General features: G+C 59.0%; 17 protein-coding genes, 1 tRNA gene and 1 riboswitch. Of the genes, 8 read left to right on the top strand and 10 right to left on the bottom strand.

From position 1 onward, the window contains the following. Positions 1–64 precede the first annotated feature (64 nt). From pstB to phoB, 3 genes are all read left to right on the top strand, one after another. Positions 65–880, top strand: a complete 816-nt coding sequence (gene pstB, locus PVA19_RS01500; protein ID WP_062427043.1) for a phosphate ABC transporter ATP-binding protein PstB — start codon at positions 65–67, stop codon at positions 878–880. A 91-nt stretch (positions 881–971) separates the two neighbouring features. Beyond that, positions 972–1,688, top strand: coding sequence for a phosphate signaling complex protein PhoU (gene phoU, locus PVA19_RS01495; protein WP_062427042.1), 717 nt, complete (start codon positions 972–974; stop codon positions 1,686–1,688). Positions 1,689–1,710: 22 nt separating this feature from the next. Next, positions 1,711–2,394 (top strand): phosphate regulon transcriptional regulator PhoB, encoded by a 684-nt coding sequence (phoB, locus tag PVA19_RS01490; protein WP_027676016.1) that lies wholly within the window; start codon positions 1,711–1,713, stop codon positions 2,392–2,394. A gap of 74 nt (positions 2,395–2,468) precedes the next feature. On the opposite strand, the gene PVA19_RS01485 is transcribed toward phoB, so the two are convergent. Next, complete coding sequence (locus PVA19_RS01485) at positions 2,469–2,936, bottom strand: hypothetical protein (RefSeq protein ID WP_274100935.1); 468 nt, start codon at positions 2,934–2,936, stop codon at positions 2,469–2,471. Between the two features lie 119 nt (positions 2,937–3,055). Next, positions 3,056–3,592: a GcrA family cell cycle regulator gene (locus tag PVA19_RS01480; RefSeq protein WP_062427040.1), complete on the bottom strand. Its 537-nt coding sequence runs from the start codon at positions 3,590–3,592 to the stop codon at positions 3,056–3,058. A gap of 452 nt (positions 3,593–4,044) precedes the next feature. On the opposite strand from PVA19_RS01480, the gene PVA19_RS01475 reads away from it, so the two are divergent. From PVA19_RS01475 to PVA19_RS01465, 3 genes are all read left to right on the top strand, one after another. After that, the gene (locus tag PVA19_RS01475) at positions 4,045–5,253 is read left to right on the top strand and encodes an aspartate aminotransferase family protein (RefSeq protein ID WP_153312162.1); all 1,209 of its coding nucleotides are present in this window, start codon (positions 4,045–4,047) and stop codon (positions 5,251–5,253) included. Positions 5,254–5,309: 56 nt separating this feature from the next. Next, entirely contained in the window at positions 5,310–6,221 is a 912-nt protein-coding gene (gene argF, locus PVA19_RS01470) for an ornithine carbamoyltransferase (protein WP_440598415.1), read from the top strand. A gap of 260 nt (positions 6,222–6,481) precedes the next feature. Further along, on the top strand, positions 6,482–7,468 hold the full coding sequence (locus tag PVA19_RS01465; protein ID WP_111849994.1) for an Hsp33 family molecular chaperone: 987 nt from the start codon (positions 6,482–6,484) through the stop codon (positions 7,466–7,468). Positions 7,469–7,495: 27 nt separating this feature from the next. Here PVA19_RS01465 and apaG read toward each other — a convergent pair whose 3' ends face one another. Together apaG and PVA19_RS01455 are read right to left on the bottom strand one after the other, a co-directional pair. Next, complete coding sequence (apaG, locus tag PVA19_RS01460) at positions 7,496–7,888, bottom strand: Co2+/Mg2+ efflux protein ApaG (RefSeq protein ID WP_062427036.1); 393 nt, start codon at positions 7,886–7,888, stop codon at positions 7,496–7,498. A gap of 287 nt (positions 7,889–8,175) precedes the next feature. After that, positions 8,176–9,360, bottom strand: a complete 1,185-nt coding sequence (locus PVA19_RS01455) for an O-succinylhomoserine sulfhydrylase (RefSeq protein WP_112358895.1) — start codon at positions 9,358–9,360, stop codon at positions 8,176–8,178. Between the two features lie 42 nt (positions 9,361–9,402). Further along, a riboswitch (SAM riboswitch) is annotated at positions 9,403–9,481 on the bottom strand. 74 nt (positions 9,482–9,555) lie between these two features. Here PVA19_RS01455 and PVA19_RS01450 point away from each other — a divergent pair. Together PVA19_RS01450 and PVA19_RS01445 are read left to right on the top strand one after the other, a co-directional pair. Beyond that, the gene (locus PVA19_RS01450; RefSeq protein WP_274100934.1) at positions 9,556–10,653 is read left to right on the top strand and encodes a 2'-deoxycytidine 5'-triphosphate deaminase; all 1,098 of its coding nucleotides are present in this window, start codon (positions 9,556–9,558) and stop codon (positions 10,651–10,653) included. 84 nt (positions 10,654–10,737) lie between these two features. Then, positions 10,738–10,811 (top strand) — tRNA-Gly (locus PVA19_RS01445). Between the two features lie 90 nt (positions 10,812–10,901). On the opposite strand, the gene PVA19_RS01440 is transcribed toward PVA19_RS01445, so the two are convergent. The 6 genes from PVA19_RS01440 to ugpC form a co-directional block, all read right to left on the bottom strand. Beyond that, entirely contained in the window at positions 10,902–11,177 is a 276-nt protein-coding gene (locus PVA19_RS01440) for a hypothetical protein (protein ID WP_062427033.1), read from the bottom strand. A 242-nt stretch (positions 11,178–11,419) separates the two neighbouring features. Continuing rightward, positions 11,420–11,665, bottom strand: a complete 246-nt coding sequence (locus PVA19_RS01435) for a hypothetical protein (protein ID WP_062445542.1) — start codon at positions 11,663–11,665, stop codon at positions 11,420–11,422. Positions 11,666–11,786: 121 nt separating this feature from the next. After that, the gene (locus PVA19_RS01430) at positions 11,787–11,996 is read right to left on the bottom strand and encodes a cold-shock protein (RefSeq protein WP_034806062.1); all 210 of its coding nucleotides are present in this window, start codon (positions 11,994–11,996) and stop codon (positions 11,787–11,789) included. A 429-nt stretch (positions 11,997–12,425) separates the two neighbouring features. Further along, positions 12,426–12,989, bottom strand: coding sequence for an NAD(P)H oxidoreductase (locus PVA19_RS01425; RefSeq protein WP_274100933.1), 564 nt, complete (start codon positions 12,987–12,989; stop codon positions 12,426–12,428). Between the two features lie 201 nt (positions 12,990–13,190). Beyond that, complete coding sequence (locus PVA19_RS01420; RefSeq protein ID WP_274100932.1) at positions 13,191–14,096, bottom strand: sugar phosphate isomerase/epimerase family protein; 906 nt, start codon at positions 14,094–14,096, stop codon at positions 13,191–13,193. 39 nt (positions 14,097–14,135) lie between these two features. After that, on the bottom strand, positions 14,136–15,266 hold the full coding sequence (ugpC, locus tag PVA19_RS01415) for a sn-glycerol-3-phosphate ABC transporter ATP-binding protein UgpC (RefSeq protein WP_274100931.1): 1,131 nt from the start codon (positions 15,264–15,266) through the stop codon (positions 14,136–14,138). Position 15,267 lies beyond the last annotated feature (1 nt).

Raw genomic sequence — 15,267 nt, 5'->3', positions numbered from 1 at the left:
CGAGAAAAAGTGGATACCGGTTTTCCGCCCGGAAATGCGACAAGAAGCAAGGGAGAACGGAACAATGAACATGTTGTCGGAAGCAGCAGTTGAAAAGGCGCTGGACAAGAAAATGAATGAAGTTTCCTATAAGATGATCGGCAAGGACGTCTCCGTATATTACGGCGAGAAGCGCGCCCTTTACGATGTGAAGCTCAACGTTCGCGAAAACACGGTGACGGCTCTCATCGGCCCCTCGGGCTGTGGCAAATCCACCTTCCTGCGCACGCTGAACCGCATGAACGACACGATCGATGGCTGCCGCGTCACCGGTGAGATTACGCTCGATGGTGAGGATATCTACGATTCAGCAATCGATGTCGTCGAGCTTCGCGCTCGCGTCGGCATGGTGTTCCAGAAGCCGAACCCATTCCCGAAGTCGATCTACGAAAACATTGCCTACGGCCCGCGCATCCACGGTCTTGCCCGCAACAAGGCGGATATGGACCAGATCGTTGAGTCCGCCCTGCAGAAGGCAGGCCTCTGGAACGAAGCGAAGGACCGCCTGCAAGAATCTGGCACGGGTCTGTCCGGCGGCCAGCAGCAGCGCCTGTGCATCGCACGTGCCATCGCCGTTTCACCGGAAGTCATTCTCATGGACGAGCCATGCTCGGCGCTTGACCCGATTGCGACCGCCAAGGTGGAAGAGTTGATCCACGAGCTTCGTGCCAACTACACCATCGTCATCGTGACGCACTCGATGCAGCAGGCCGCTCGCGTTTCGCAGCGTACCGCCATGTTCCACCTCGGCCACCTGGTTGAGGAGAACGATACGGACAAGATGTTCACCAACCCGGATGACCAGCGCACCCAGGACTATATCATGGGTCGTTTCGGCTGATCCTGCTGCTGTTTGCGCATCCCACCGCGCCTGTCGCTTGAGCCACCAAAAAGGCTTGCGACAGGGCGTTTCGAAACTGGAGACTACGAAGATGTCGACACATTCCCACATCATGTCCGCCTATGATGAGGAGCTGAAGTTCCTCAGCCGCCGGATCGCCGAAATGGGCGGCCTGGCCGAGCAGATGTGCGCCGATGCCGTGCGCGCGCTCGTCAATTCCGATGCGGCTCTGGCACAAAAGGTCATCTCGGACGATACGATCCTCGATCACGCCGAGCGCGAAATCGGCGACAAGGCGATCGTCACCATTGCCAAGCGCCAGCCGATGGCAGCAGACCTTCGCGAAATCATCGGTTCGCTGCGCATTGCCGCAGACCTGGAGCGCGTCGGCGATCTGGGCAAGAACACCGCCAAGCGCGTCATCGCTGTTGCCGGCACCGGCGTTCCGCGCAAACTGGCGCGCGGCCTTGAGCATCTTTCGGAACTGGCCCTGGTGCAGTTGAAGGAAGTGCTGGACGTCTACTCCACGCGATCGGCGGAAAAGGCCCAGGCCATCCGCGAGCGCGACGAGGAAATCGACGCCATGTACACCTCGCTCTTCCGCGAGCTTCTGACCTACATGATGGAAGATCCGCGCAACATCACCACCTGCACGCATCTTCTGTTCTGCGCCAAGAATATCGAGCGCGTTGGCGACCACGCCACCAACATCGCCGAGACCATCTACTACATGACCACTGGCAGCCAGCCGGAAGGTGAGCGTCCGAAGGACGATAGTTCCAACACGCTCGGCGCTGTGACCGAGTAAGCGACAGATAGGATCTGGAGCCATGGTGCCAAAAATCGCCGTTGTCGAAGATGAGGAGGCGCTGAGCGTACTCCTCCGTTACAATCTCGAATCCGAAGGCTATGACGTGGACACCATTCCGCGTGGCGACGAGGCGGAAATCCGCCTTCAGGAGCGCACGCCGGATCTTTTGATCCTGGACTGGATGCTGCCGGGCGTCTCCGGCATCGAGCTTTGCCGTCGCCTGCGCATGCGTCCGGAAACCGAACGTCTGCCGATCATCATGCTGACGGCGCGCGGCGAGGAAAGCGAACGGGTTCGCGGCCTGGCGACGGGCGCGGACGACTATGTCGTGAAGCCCTTCTCGACGCCGGAGCTGATGGCACGCGTCAAGGCGATGCTGCGCCGCGCCAAGCCGGAGGTTCTGTCCTCCGTGCTGAAATGCGGCGATATCGAGCTCGATCGTGAGACGCACCGCGTCCATCGCAAGAGCCGCGAAGTCCGTCTCGGGCCGACCGAATTCCGCCTGCTGGAGTTCCTCATGACCTCGCCTGGTCGTGTGTTTTCCCGTTCCCAGCTTCTCGACGGTGTCTGGGGTCACGATATCTATGTGGATGAGCGCACGGTGGACGTCCATGTCGGTCGTCTGCGTAAGGCGCTGAATTTCTCCAGCATGCAGGATGTCATTCGTACCGTTCGAGGCGCTGGCTATTCCATGGAAGCCTGATCGGCCTCGGGAGCGCTTTGCTTAGCGCTCCTATTTCCATCTCGTCAGAGAAGGTAGCCCGTGGCTTCCCGGCGTCAGGTCAATGTTGACGGAATGGGATATCGCGCGGCGTTTATCTCGTCCTTCGACAACGGGCTGCGGGTCAACACCTCGGCATAATTGGCTCGGGTTCGAGCGCCATAGCTCTCCTTGATCGCGCTCATCAGTTCGATCTCCTGGTACATCCAGTTCCAGCGCGAATAGTCGTCCGAGCCGGTCGACTGGCGGCTCGCTTTTTCCCGAACCACAAGCTCGCGATCGCGCACCACTTCTCCCGTCACGATCGACATCAACTGGAAGGCGGCATCATCCATGTCCTTGGCTTCCCGACGCCAATATTCCTCTCCGCGCTCCTCGCAGATCAGCCAGTAGCTGCCGCGTCGCCATTCGACGTAAACGGTTCCGTCGCCACGGGCGCGGCGCGGGATTGGCGGGAAGGGCGTGTCGACGGCCCTGGCCCATAGCGCCGAGATATAGTCGTGCAGTGTGTCGATCGCGTCCATGATGATAGTCTGGGCGCGATTATTGCTGCAGGCAAGCTTGGATTATTTGGCAAAGCTGGAGACTGCCCAATAAAAAAGCGGACCGAAGCCCGCTTTCTGAATTGGTTCTGAGACAGACCTTACGCCTTGCGGCGTTCGCTGACCGGCTGGTAGGCCATCTTCGCGTGGAACTTGCAGTAGGGCGAGGCTTCAGACGCCTCGCAGCCGCAGAAATGGAAGTCGTCCTTGAGCGGGTCGCCGACCGGCCATTTGCAGGTACGCTCGGTCAGTTCCGTCAGCGTCAGGCGACGCGAGATCGGGATAACGACATTGTTGGAAGAACGAACATATTCCATGGGCTCGACGGTGTCGATGTCCATGTCTTCCTTGAAAGCGAGGGCACCAGAGCTACGGGCCGGTGCTGGACGGCTGGTCGCAGCGCGGGCCGGAGCCGCATAGCTTGCCGGACGCGGCGCTGCTGCGGGACGCTTGGGTGCAGGACGCGACGTGGCGACCGTGCCGCCGGCCTTGGCGCGACCTGGCAGGTTGAGGCGGTGAACCTTGCCGATGACGGCATTGCGGCTCACACCGCCTAGTTGTGCTGCGATCTGGCTTGCGCTAAGCCCTTCGGACCATAATCTCTTGAGCTTTTCTACTCGTTCGTCCGTCCAGTTCATGCCGCTTCTCCGCTCGTCGCGTTGTTTTCGGGCAGAATCCACCTACTATGCCATGGAGTGAACCACGCGCAGGCCATTCGCCAGATTGTAGGTGACTAGTTCCGCCGCATTGCAGTCTAGTAATTGACGGTTAACCTAATCGTCGGTTGACTCCGTGACAAGAGTCGCAGGAATCATCTGGAATCGATTTTCCGGTTTTCCCCAACTTGCTTCCCCTGTGAGTCAGAAAGGCAACACCTCGGGCCTGCGCGGCAAGCACCTACCAAGGCTTGTAACTGCCCGGAAGTGCCGAGATTTGTTGACATTCGGCGGGGAAGTGACAATAGTGCTCTCGCAATGAAGACAGCATGCAGGCCGCCGCGAGGCGGCATTTTTGATTTTCAGGGCAGGGATAACCCGCGAGCCCTATTGACAGTCGTCTGTCCCGACTTGACGTAAGGAGTGATGTCGCCATGGCCGAAACTGCCCCCAAATCCGGGCCGTTGTTCGATACGTTTTCCAGAGCCCCCCTGCGCTTCGAACGAGGCGAGGGCGTTTGGCTGATCACGGAAAGCGGCGAGCGATATCTCGATTTCGGTGCGGGCGTTGCGGTGACCTCGGTCGGCCACAGCCATCCCCATATGGTTGAATCCCTCAAGGCACAGGTCGAGAAGGTCTGGCACCTGTCCAATCTCTACGAGGTTGCAGGCCAGGAAGTGCTGGCAAAGCGGCTGACGGATGCAACATTCGCCGACAAGGTGTTCTTCACCAACTCCGGTGCGGAGGCGCTGGAATGCGCCATCAAGACGGCGCGCCGTTATCAGTACACGCACGGCCATCCGGAAAAATTCCGCATCATCACCTTCGAAGGTGCATTCCATGGCCGCACACTCGCCACCATCGCGGCTGGCGGCCAGGCCAAATATCTCGAGGGCTTCGGCCCCAAGGTGGAAGGCTTCGACCAGGTGCCATTCGGCGATCTCGAAGCGCTGAAGGCGGCGATCGTTCCGGAAACGGCTGCCCTTCTGATCGAGCCGATTCAGGGTGAGGGCGGTATCCGTGTCGTTCAGCCCGAATTCCTGCGCACGCTGCGTGCACTCTGCGAAGAGCACGGCCTGCTATTGATCTTCGACGAGGTGCAGACCGGTGTTGGCCGTACCGGCAAGTTCTTCGCCCATGAGCGCTCGGGCGTCACGCCTGATATCATGGCCGTTGCAAAGGGCATTGGCGGTGGCTTCCCCTTCGGGGCATGCCTTGCAACGGCAGAAGCCGCGTCCGGCATGACGGCAGGCTCGCATGGCACGACCTATGGCGGCAATCCGCTGGCCATGGCGGCCGGCAACGCCGTGCTGGATATCGTTCTGGCCGATGGCTTTATCGAGCATGTGCGCGATGTCGCGCTGATCTTCCGCCAGGGACTGGCTTCGCTGAAGGACCGTTATCCGGATGTGATCGAGGAAATCCGTGGCGAAGGTTTGCTGCTCGGCATCAAGGCGCGGGTTCCATCCGGCGATCTGCTCCAGGCCATGCGCGCGGAGCATCTTCTTGGCGTTCCGGCAGGCGATAACGTCATCCGCCTGCTGCCGCCGCTCGTGGTTACGGCAGAAGAAGCGCGTGATGGGCTTGCGCGCATCGAGAAGGCTGCCGAAGCACTCACCACCAAACTGGCAAAGAGCGCCTGACGAGGCGCATCAGGGCCGGCGTAAAGGGTGGCCCGCATTGATGGGACTGAATTAAAATGGCAAAGCATTTCCTCGATCTTTCGGCCGTCGGCTCGGAAGACCTGCGGCTCATTCTTGAAGACGCCAAGAGCCGCAAGATCGCAACGAAGAACGGAACGGCGGAAAAGCCGCTGGCTGGCAAGATGCTGGCGATGATCTTCGAAAAGCCGTCGACGCGCACACGCGTGTCCTTCGATGTCGGCATGCGCCAGCTTGGCGGTGAAACGCTGTTTCTCTCCGGCACCGAAATGCAGCTTGGCCGCGCCGAAACCATTGGCGATACCGCCAAGGTCCTGTCGCGCTACGTCGACGCTATCATGATCCGCACGACCGGTCATTCCCGCCTGCTGGAACTTGCCGAACACGCCACCGTTCCTGTCATCAACGGCCTGACGGACGAGACGCACCCGTGCCAGATCATGGCCGATATCATGACCTTCGAAGAGCATCGCGGCCCGGTAAAGGGCAAGACCATCGCCTGGACGGGCGACGGCAACAATGTGCTGCATTCGCTGGTCGAAGGCTCCGCCCGCTTCGGCTACAAGATGAACATGGCTGTACCCATGGGTTCGGAGCCGCTCGACAAGTACCTCAACTGGGCCCGCAACAATGGCGGCGAGATCATGCTCTGCCACGACGCAGAACGTGCTGTCGTCGGCTCGGACTGCATCGTCACTGACACCTGGGTTTCCATGAACCAGGAGCACAAGGCACGCGGCCACAACATCTTTCAGCCTTATCAGGTGAATGAAGCGCTGATGAAGAAGGCCAACAACGAGGCGCTCTTCATGCACTGCCTGCCCGCGCACCGCGGCGAGGAAGTCACCGATGCGGTGATCGACGGTCCGCAGTCGGTTGTGTTCGATGAGGCGGAGAACCGCCTGCACGCGCAAAAGGCCGTGATCGCCTGGTGCATGGGCGTTATCTGATAGCAGGGCCGAGCTGAGGATTGGGGCCATGCCGGGAACTTGAATTTCAAGCGCGGCGCCCCATCTTTACGCCAACCAGTGCTGCCGGTTCACGGCGGCGTTTCATCAATCGTTTATCGCGACATTTGGGCCGGGGATGGTTTCGTTTTGCCATTCTCCGCTCTATCTTTGCGAAAACCGGACAAGAGACCTGCTGGTCGCGGCCAAAAGCGTGGCGATCATTTCCAAATTTCGGAAGGCGGGTTCGAAGGAGCAGAACCATGGCGGACGTAACCGTAGAACTGGACGATATGAACTTTGCCGGCGACGACAAGGTCGTTCCCTTTCAGGTGGAAGGGCTCGACGTTCGCGGCCGCGCCGTGCAGGTCGGTCCGTTGCTGAATGCCATTTTGCAGCGCCATGATTATCCGCCTGTCGTCGCCCGGCTTCTGGCTGAAGCTTTGGTGCTGACCGCACTGATCGGCACGTCACTCAAATTCTCCGGCAAGCTCACGGTGCAGACGAAGGGCGATGGTCCGGTGGATCTCCTGGTAGCGGATTTTACGGCACCTGAGAACATGCGCGCATATGCCCGCTTCGACGATGAGCGTCTGGCACAGGCGATTGCTGCTGGGCAGACCTCGCCCGAAGAGCTTCTCGGCACCGGCATCCTCGCCTTCACCATCGATCAGGGTGTGGGCATGCAGCCCTATCAGGGCATCGTGCCGTTGGATGGCTCTTCGCTGGAGGAAATCGCCAGCGTGTATTTCCGCCAGTCTGAGCAGTTGCCCACGCGGGTGCGCCTTGGCGTGGCGGAGTTCTTCGACCGCGACAGCGAAGGCAAGCCTCGTCGCGGCTGGCGTGCGGGCGGCATTATTGCGCAGTTTCTGCCGCAGGCACCGGAGCGTCTACGCACCCGTGACCTTCATGGCGGCGATGGCGATGAAAGCTCGTTCGGTGAAGCCGAAGACGATGCCTGGACCGAAGCGGTGGCGCTGATCGACACGGTGGACACGGATGAACTGACCGATCCGCAGGTCCCGGTGGAACGCTTGCTGTTCCGGCTCTTCCATGAGCAGGGCGTGCGCGTCTACGAGCCTCAGTCGATCATCGACAAATGCAGCTGCTCGCGGGAGAAGATCAAGGGCGTGCTGTCCGGATTTTCGGCAGAGGAGATCGAGGACAGCCAAGAAGACGGCGTGGTGTCGGTGAGCTGCGAGTTCTGCTCGACGACCTACCGCTACCCGGTCGAAGAACTGTCGGCATAAGGATAAGGAGCGGGGTGAGAGCCCCGCTCAGTTCAGCACGCGGGCAAGCCCAGGGCTGTCCAGCGAGAAGGCGGGAATGTCTACCGTGAAGACCTCGCCCGTGTCCGTTTCCATTTCGTAATGGCCAAACATCATGCCTGACGGGGTGTCCAGCGGGCATCCGGAGGAATATTCGTAGCTGTCGCCTGGTCGCAGATGCGGTTGCTCTCCGACGACACCCGGGCCTGAGACCTCGTCCACCACGCCATTCTGATCGGTGATGTGCCAGTAGCGATTGACCAGCGTTACGGCCTGCTTGGAGTTGTTCGTGATCACGACCGTATACCCCCAGACGTAACGGCTATCGTCCGGGTCCGATTGCTCATCGAGATAATATGGGTCGACGGTGACCTCTATCTCTTTTGTCGATGCACGATACATGTTCGCGACCTTGGCTGTCTCTGCCTCTAGCATTTTATTCTACTACACCGAATGAAGGACGGGAATGTCCGTTGATTGGAGTTGAGTTGTTTGAATGCGTTACGAGGCTAAAGCGTTGCGTATCAGGTTTGTTTCTCCATTCAATACGCACAAAATCGTGAAGAGACAGTAGATAAATCGCGGTTTGTCTAAAATAATGTAGAACGGGCGCTCTACGCGTGTCGCGAGCAGAAGATCTGGAAATCGAGAAAGAAATTGCCCGGTGATCGCTCACCGGGCCTTTAATATCAGGCAGAAACCTTCGAAAGCGCCGCGGCGAAATCTTCCAGCAAGTCGTCGGTGTCTTCGATTCCGCAGGACAGACGAAGCGTGCCGCCGGAGATGCCGAGTTCGGCGCGTGCCTCATCCGTCAGGTTCTTGTGGGTCGTGGTAGCGGGATGAGTGATTAGGCTCTTGGCATCACCGAGATTGTTGGAAATCTTGACGACGTCCAGCGCATTCTGCAGCTTGAACGCCGCTTCCTTGCCGCCCTTCAACTCGAAGCAGACGAGCGTCGAACCGCCCGACATCTGCCGCGCGATGATGTCGGCCTGCGGATGGTCGGCGCGACCCGGATAGATGACCTTCGCGACCTTGCTTTGATCCGCCAGGAAATCGGCGATCTTGCCGGCATTCGCCGTCTGCTGCTTGACGCGTAGCGGCATGGTCTCGATGCCCTTCAGCAGTGTCCACGCGTTGAAGGGAGACAGTGCGGGGCCGGTGTGGCGGAAGTAATCCTGAAGTTCTTCCTCGATCCACTTTTTGTCCGACAGCACCACGCCGCCAAGGCAGCGGCCCTGACCATCGATATGCTTGGTGGCGGAATAGACGACGATATGCGCACCAAGTTCCAGAGGCTTCTGGAAGAGCGGCGTCGCAAACACGTTGTCGACAACGACCTTCGCGCCAATCTGGTTGGCAAGCTTGGCAACGCCTGCAATATCAACCACTTCCAGTGTCGGATTGGTCGGGCTTTCGAGGAAGAACAGCTTGGTGTTCGGCTTGATCGCCTTTTCCCAATTGGCAAGATCGCGGCCATCGACCAGCGTGCATTCGATGCCGTATTTCGGCGCCAGCGTCTCGACCACCCAGCGGCATGAGCCGAAAAGCGCGCGGGCCGCAACGATGTGATCGCCGGCCTTCAGCTGGCAGAGAATGGCAGCGCTGACAGCGGCCATGCCGGATGCCGTGGCGCGCGCATCTTCGGCACCTTCCAGCAGGCACATGCGCTTTTCGAACATGTCATTGGTGGGGCTCGCATAGCGCGCATAGATGAAACCGTCGGTCTCTCCCTTGAAGCGCGCTTCTGCCGCTTCCGAGCTTTCATAGACAAAGCCCTGGGTCAGGTAGAGTGCTTCGGACGTTTCACCGTAGGGGGAGCGCAGCGTGCCGCCATGTACGAGTTGAGTTGCCGGGCGCCATTTCTTGCTCATTTGATCACCTTCAAACAAAAAAACCGGTCGCAAAAGCAGACCGGTTCCAAGCACCCGGTCTTTTTAGCCACTTGTTTAACGTGGCTGCAAGCCGACCGGCCAAATCACCACGGGATAAGATTGCCTTACTGCCGTTAACAACTTGCGTCAATGGCTTGCTTTTGATTTTGTCGGCGCGGAACAGGGGCACTGACGATGACGAGAACCACGGGTATTCTGGCCGACGGCGCGATACGGGCGCTGTTTTCTTCCGGCCACCTGAAGAGCGAGCGAGCGCTGGATGGAGACCAGGTGCAGCCGGCAAGCCTTGATCTGCGTCTCGGTGCTAAGGCTTACCGTGTGCGCGCAAGCTTCATGCCCGGCCCGGGCACCAAGGTCATCGAAAAGCTGGACCGCCTGCGTCTGCACGAGATTGATCTCAGCGAAGGCGCCGTGCTGGAAACCGGCTGCGTCTATATTGTGCCGCTGATGGAAACGCTGGCGCTGCCCGCCGAGATGTCCGCCTCGGCCAACCCGAAGAGCTCCACCGGCCGTCTCGATATCTTCACCCGCGTCATCACCGACCACGCGCAGGAGTTCGACAAGATCCCTGCAGGTTATCAGGGGCCGCTTTATCTGGAAGTCAGCCCGCGCACTTTCCCGATCGTCGTGCGCCAGGGTTCGCGCCTGTCCCAGATCCGCTTCCGCATCGGTCATTCGCTGTTGAACGAAGGCGAGTTGCAGGCGCTTCACGAAAGCGAAATCCTCGTTGCCAGCGACACGCCCAACGTATCCGGCGGCGGTATTGCGCTCTCCATCGACCTCAAAGGCTTCGGTGACAGCGGCCTCATCGGTTATCGCGGCAAGCACCACACGGCGGTTGTCGATGTGGACCAGAAGGCAGCCCACGACGTTTTGGATTTCTGGGAGCCGCTCTACGCGCGCGGCCGCGCCGAACTGATCCTCGATCCGGATGAATTCTACATCCTCGTCTCGCGCGAAGCCGTGCACGTGCCACCGCTTTACGCTGCCGAGATGACACCGTTCGATCCGCTGGTCGGCGAGTTCCGCGTCCACTATGCCGGCTTCTTCGATCCCGGCTTCGGCCACGCCAGCGCCGGCGGCACCGGCAGCCGCGCGGTCCTCGAAGTCAGAAGCCACGAGGTACCCTTCATCCTGGAGCACGGCCAGATCGTCGGCCGCCTTGTCTATGAACATATGCTGGCCAAACCCGAAGGTCTCTACGGCACGGGCCTCGGCTCCAACTATCAGGCCCAGGGCCTGAAGCTCTCCAAGCATTTCCGCGCCGAGTGATCGGCCGAACACCGAGGCGCGATAGTGGAATGCCTTGCGGCGCGGCTTGACAGCCGCATCGTTCTATCGGAAGTTTTTAAGCGCGCGGGTGTAGCTCAATGGTAGAGCAGCAGCTTCCCAAGCTGAATACGAGGGTTCGATTCCCTTCACCCGCTCCAGCTGTCTTGCAAAGACTATTGTTTTTATTGCGTATTTTTTATCGCACCTAAGGTCAGCGTACGGGTGTACCGCGCTGAGCGAGCTGCCATTCAGGCACGATCGTACGTAAACGATGTCAGCAAAGACGTGACGAAGTTGCTGGCTTTTTCCTTGACGAGGACTTCCGTCCATTCGTCCGTTCCGCGAAACCTGAGATCCGTCTGGATACTGTCGACCGCTGCCATTTCGATGCGCTCGATATGTTGTTTGAAATGCGCTTCGCCCTTGGCCTGGTAAAGATCGCGGATGACCACCCGCAGGATTTCCTGCATCGCGATCTGCCAGGCAGTGTTGGTCGCATTGAGTTCGTTGGTTGTCGTTGACATGCATCCCACCTGTGTTGCTGGATTTCTTGGCTCTCATCGGCGATGTCGCGCAAATGCGCGATGCGGTTTTGCAAAAGCGACATGCGATAAAACGAAGGCGTGAAGTGCAAGGAGCGAGTCTGAACGATCGCGACGCAATTTTACAGCATGGTCCGCGCAAAATTGTGCAGCGGTTCTGCGATAACGACATGCGAGAACAAGGACTTAAAACGTATGAGCGGATATAAAGATCGCAACACGCTTTAAGACGTCGGACAAGCCGACGGCGTCTTCTTGGTGCGTTTGGTCACCAGAGCAGCCACCGCGGATTTGCGATCGGCCAGTTCTTTTGCAAGGCGGGCCGCCTTTAGTCTGGCTGTTTTCGCGTCCCGCGCATCGACGGCAGCTTGCAGTTCATCGACAGCGTGATTTTTTGCGAAGAATGGCGTCTGAAGCTTGCCGAAGGCAAGCTCCGCCTGCTGGCGGGATTTGCTGTGTGTTTGTGTCATGGGGTATTTGCCTCTCCGGCCATATGCCGAAACGAAAAAGGCCAGGCGCAATGCCTGGCCTCGAATGAAATTGCTCCCGGCAGTGCCAGTACATCCGTGGTCAAAGGGAAGCGGATCTCAATTATGCGGACTGCAGATTGGTCGCAGACATCTTGCCCGACTTGTTGTCGCGCTCGAGTTCGAAGCCAATCTTCTGGCCTTCGACGAGTTCGCGCATTCCTGCGCGCTCGACAGCCGAAATGTGAACGAACGCGTCAGCGCCGCCATTGTCAGGCTGAATGAAGCCGAAGCCTTTTGTGGAATTAAACCATTTAACTGTGCCGGTGGTCATAATGAACCCTTTCAAAGCATAGAGTGAAGGACCGCGTAACGGATGCCACGCGGATAAAAACCGACTATTTTTGAAAGAGAAGTTCGCTTAGAGCGCGGTGCCAATCGCGCGGTAGACAAAGCTCGGCAAGCAAAAGATCGATGACCTATCTATAGGGGAGTTCATCACCGTAGTCAACGAAAAGTTTTCACTTTTATCGATGTTCGTCTTTTGGTTGTGCGTTCGGGGGATTGCGTCACTTTTCTTTCCCACGGCTCGAGCGGTCTTGGCGCGGGGTCCTCTTCCGATACGCACCGCCGTTTCACCTTCAGTGATGGGAGCGGAGTTGTCGCGTTCATATGCTTGTAGTTCTTCACCAACCATGTGCCTCATGACGCGAAACCAGCAAACGTTTCGACCGGAAGATTGGCGATGAACGTTCCTGGCGCGCTAGAACCTGGCTCCTAGGTCTTTCGCGTTTGATATAATCGCAGCCGCCTGGGCCTCGCCTTCCAGCGATCCATATAAAAGCTCGACCTTGCCTTCTTTCACACTGCAATAATCAAGGATCCCCACCTTCAGCTGTGTGCGCATGGCGATGTCATAGCCGCGCTTGCGGTAGTCATCCTCCGTTGCACCCGCGATGCCGACCATCGAGACCTTGGCATGCGGATAGGTCTGGTTCCCGAAGGCCCAGTTCTGAGCCCACACACGGTCGATCCAGCCTTTCAGGATCGCCGGCATGGACCACCACCACACGGGAAAGAAGAGCACAGTGGCATCGTTGCGTTCCACACGCTCCATCTCTCTCCGAACATCTTCAGCGAAGTCTATATCTCGCCCGCTCCAATCCGGCTCGTCTTCGGCTTTGAGCACCGGGTCGAAATTCTCCGCCACCAGATCGGCGAACTCGACCTCGTGGCCGTTGGCTCGCGCTGCTTCGGCAAAAGCGCGCCCCGCTTGATGTGTCAGGGAGTTCTCACGCGGATGGGCGATGACCACCAAAATCTGCATAAGGCGATGTCCTTCATAGTGACCAGACGGCCGCAGGCGATGCGGTAGCGTTCAAGGACCGTGCCGTTAAGGCGCTGTCCAGGCGGTCTAGGTATGAAGGGAAGGTCGGCACTTCAATCCTGTCACGACATCGTGCCTTAGCAGAAATCGTTGGAGCAGGGGGGCCAGCGGGTGCGGCCCTTCTGCTCCATTGATTGGCCGTTACCGCTTGTTCACCGCATCAGCCAGCTTCAAGGCCCGCTCCAGGCAGGCCGGCTGCTGGTCTGCAAAGCGTTCTGCGCCAATTTCCATGATGAGGGTGGTGTCGGGCAGGAAGGTGAGTTCGGAGAAAATGTCCTCCCAGTCGATATCGCCCCAGCCGATCGGCAGGTGAAGGTCGCCGATGCCGAGTGCGGTGGCTTCTGCGGGGTGGTAGAACTTCTTCATCGTGTAGGGCAGGCCGAAGCTGTCATGCACATGCAGATGGCCGGTGACGGGCGCCATGGCGCGCAGTTCTTCGCGGAAATCCAGACCCTTGAAGGTGGATTCGATATAGGCGTGGCTGAAATCGATCAGGGCTGCGAGATTGTCGTGGCCGACGGCCTTCACGGTTTCTGCCACTTGCGATGGCGTCTGGCGGTACTGGCCGTCTTCCGTGGTGAAGATGTTTTCCAGAACGATGCGCACGCCATAGGTCTTGGCAATCTCGGCCATTTCGAAAAGAGCCTCACGCTCCATCTGGTCGAGATCGCTGCCACTCATGCCATCGGAGAGGATCGCATTGCCGCTATGGTGGACGAGCACGCCAGCGCCCAGCCGGTCACAGAGTTCGAGCATGGCACGCACGACCTTCTTCTGCAGATGCAGGTGCTCGCGATCCATGAAGTTGGAGACAATCTGGCCATGCAGGGAGAGTTTCTTGAACGCATACTGCTTGACGATATCGCGGACGCGCTGTGCGCGGTCCTCGATGATGCGACCGCCGGAGATGATCTCCTCGCCATAGATGCCGATTTCGCAGGCGGTCGCGCCGGTATCGGCAATGATCTTCAGGGACGAGTCCAGGGTGGAAAGATCGCCGCGCCCGGTGGCATTGCAAAAGCCGACGGCGGAAATGATGGAGGTCATGTGCGTTTCCTTGATGCAGTCAATGAAGGCGGTAGATCTTCAGGCACTATGGGCCAGAACATCCAGGTTGGTGAAGCCGGCTTGATCGGCTGATACGAGGCTTGAGTCGATCCGCCGTTCCGTGATGGGATCGAAAAAGTGCAGGTGCGCTGCGGGGAACTGTAGCATGACCCTGTCGCCGGGGCGGACAGTGAGATCCTCACCAATCGCGGCAGCAAAGATCTGGCCGCGAATGTCCGCATAGACGATGCGACCGGAGCCGAGTTCCTCGACAAAATCCACCACGGCGGAAATACCGTCGCCCTGACGGGAGACGACGCACTGCTCTGGCCGGATGCCGGCAATCACGTCCTCACCCGATAGGGTGCGCGCGATCTCCGCTGGCATTGGACTGGACCAGTTGCCGAAGCTGACCGTAGCGCTCTCACGATCCACCTTGGCATTGAAGAGGTTCATGGCGGGAGAGCCGATGAAGGATGCGACAAAGGTGCTGGCCGGTCGGTTATAGATGTCGAGCGGCTGCCCCACCTGTTCGACATTGCCCTTGTTCATGATCACCAGCCGATCCGCCAGCGTCATGGCCTCCACCTGATCATGGGTGACGAAGACCGATGTCGCGGACAGGCGTTGATGCAGCCTGCGGATTTCCGCTCGCATGGTGACGCGGAGCTTGGCATCGAGGTTGGAGAGCGGCTCGTCGAAGAGAAAAACATCCGGCTCGCGAATGATGGCGCGCGCCATGGCAACGCGCTGACGCTGACCACCGGACAATGCCGCGGGCTTGCGCTCCAGATAGTCCAAGAGGCCGACGATCTTCGCCGTTTCCTCGATCCTGCGGCGGCGCTCGGCCTTGGCCACGCCTGCGACCTTCAGCGCATAGCCGATATTGTCGGCAACCGTCATATGCGGATAGAGCGCATAATTCTGGAACACCATGGCGCAACCGCGCTCACGCGGTTCCAGGCGGTTCACCACCTTGCCGGCGATGGCGATTTCACCGGCGGTGATGTCTTCTAGCCCGGCAATCATGCGCAGCAGGGTGGATTTGCCGCAGCCGGAAGGGCCGAGGATCACGACGAATTCTCCGGACGGAAAGATGAGGTCGACACCATGCAGCGTCTTGGTCTTGCCGTAGGATTTATGCACCTGACGAATGTCGATCTGCGCCATG

This window comes from Agrobacterium sp. CNPSo 3708, from assembly GCF_028674915.1.
In the GTDB taxonomy this organism is placed as follows: domain Bacteria; phylum Pseudomonadota; class Alphaproteobacteria; order Rhizobiales; family Rhizobiaceae; genus Agrobacterium; species Agrobacterium cavarae.
Note: the sequence above shows the minus strand (reverse complement) of the source record. Positions and strands in the feature narration are given on the sequence as shown.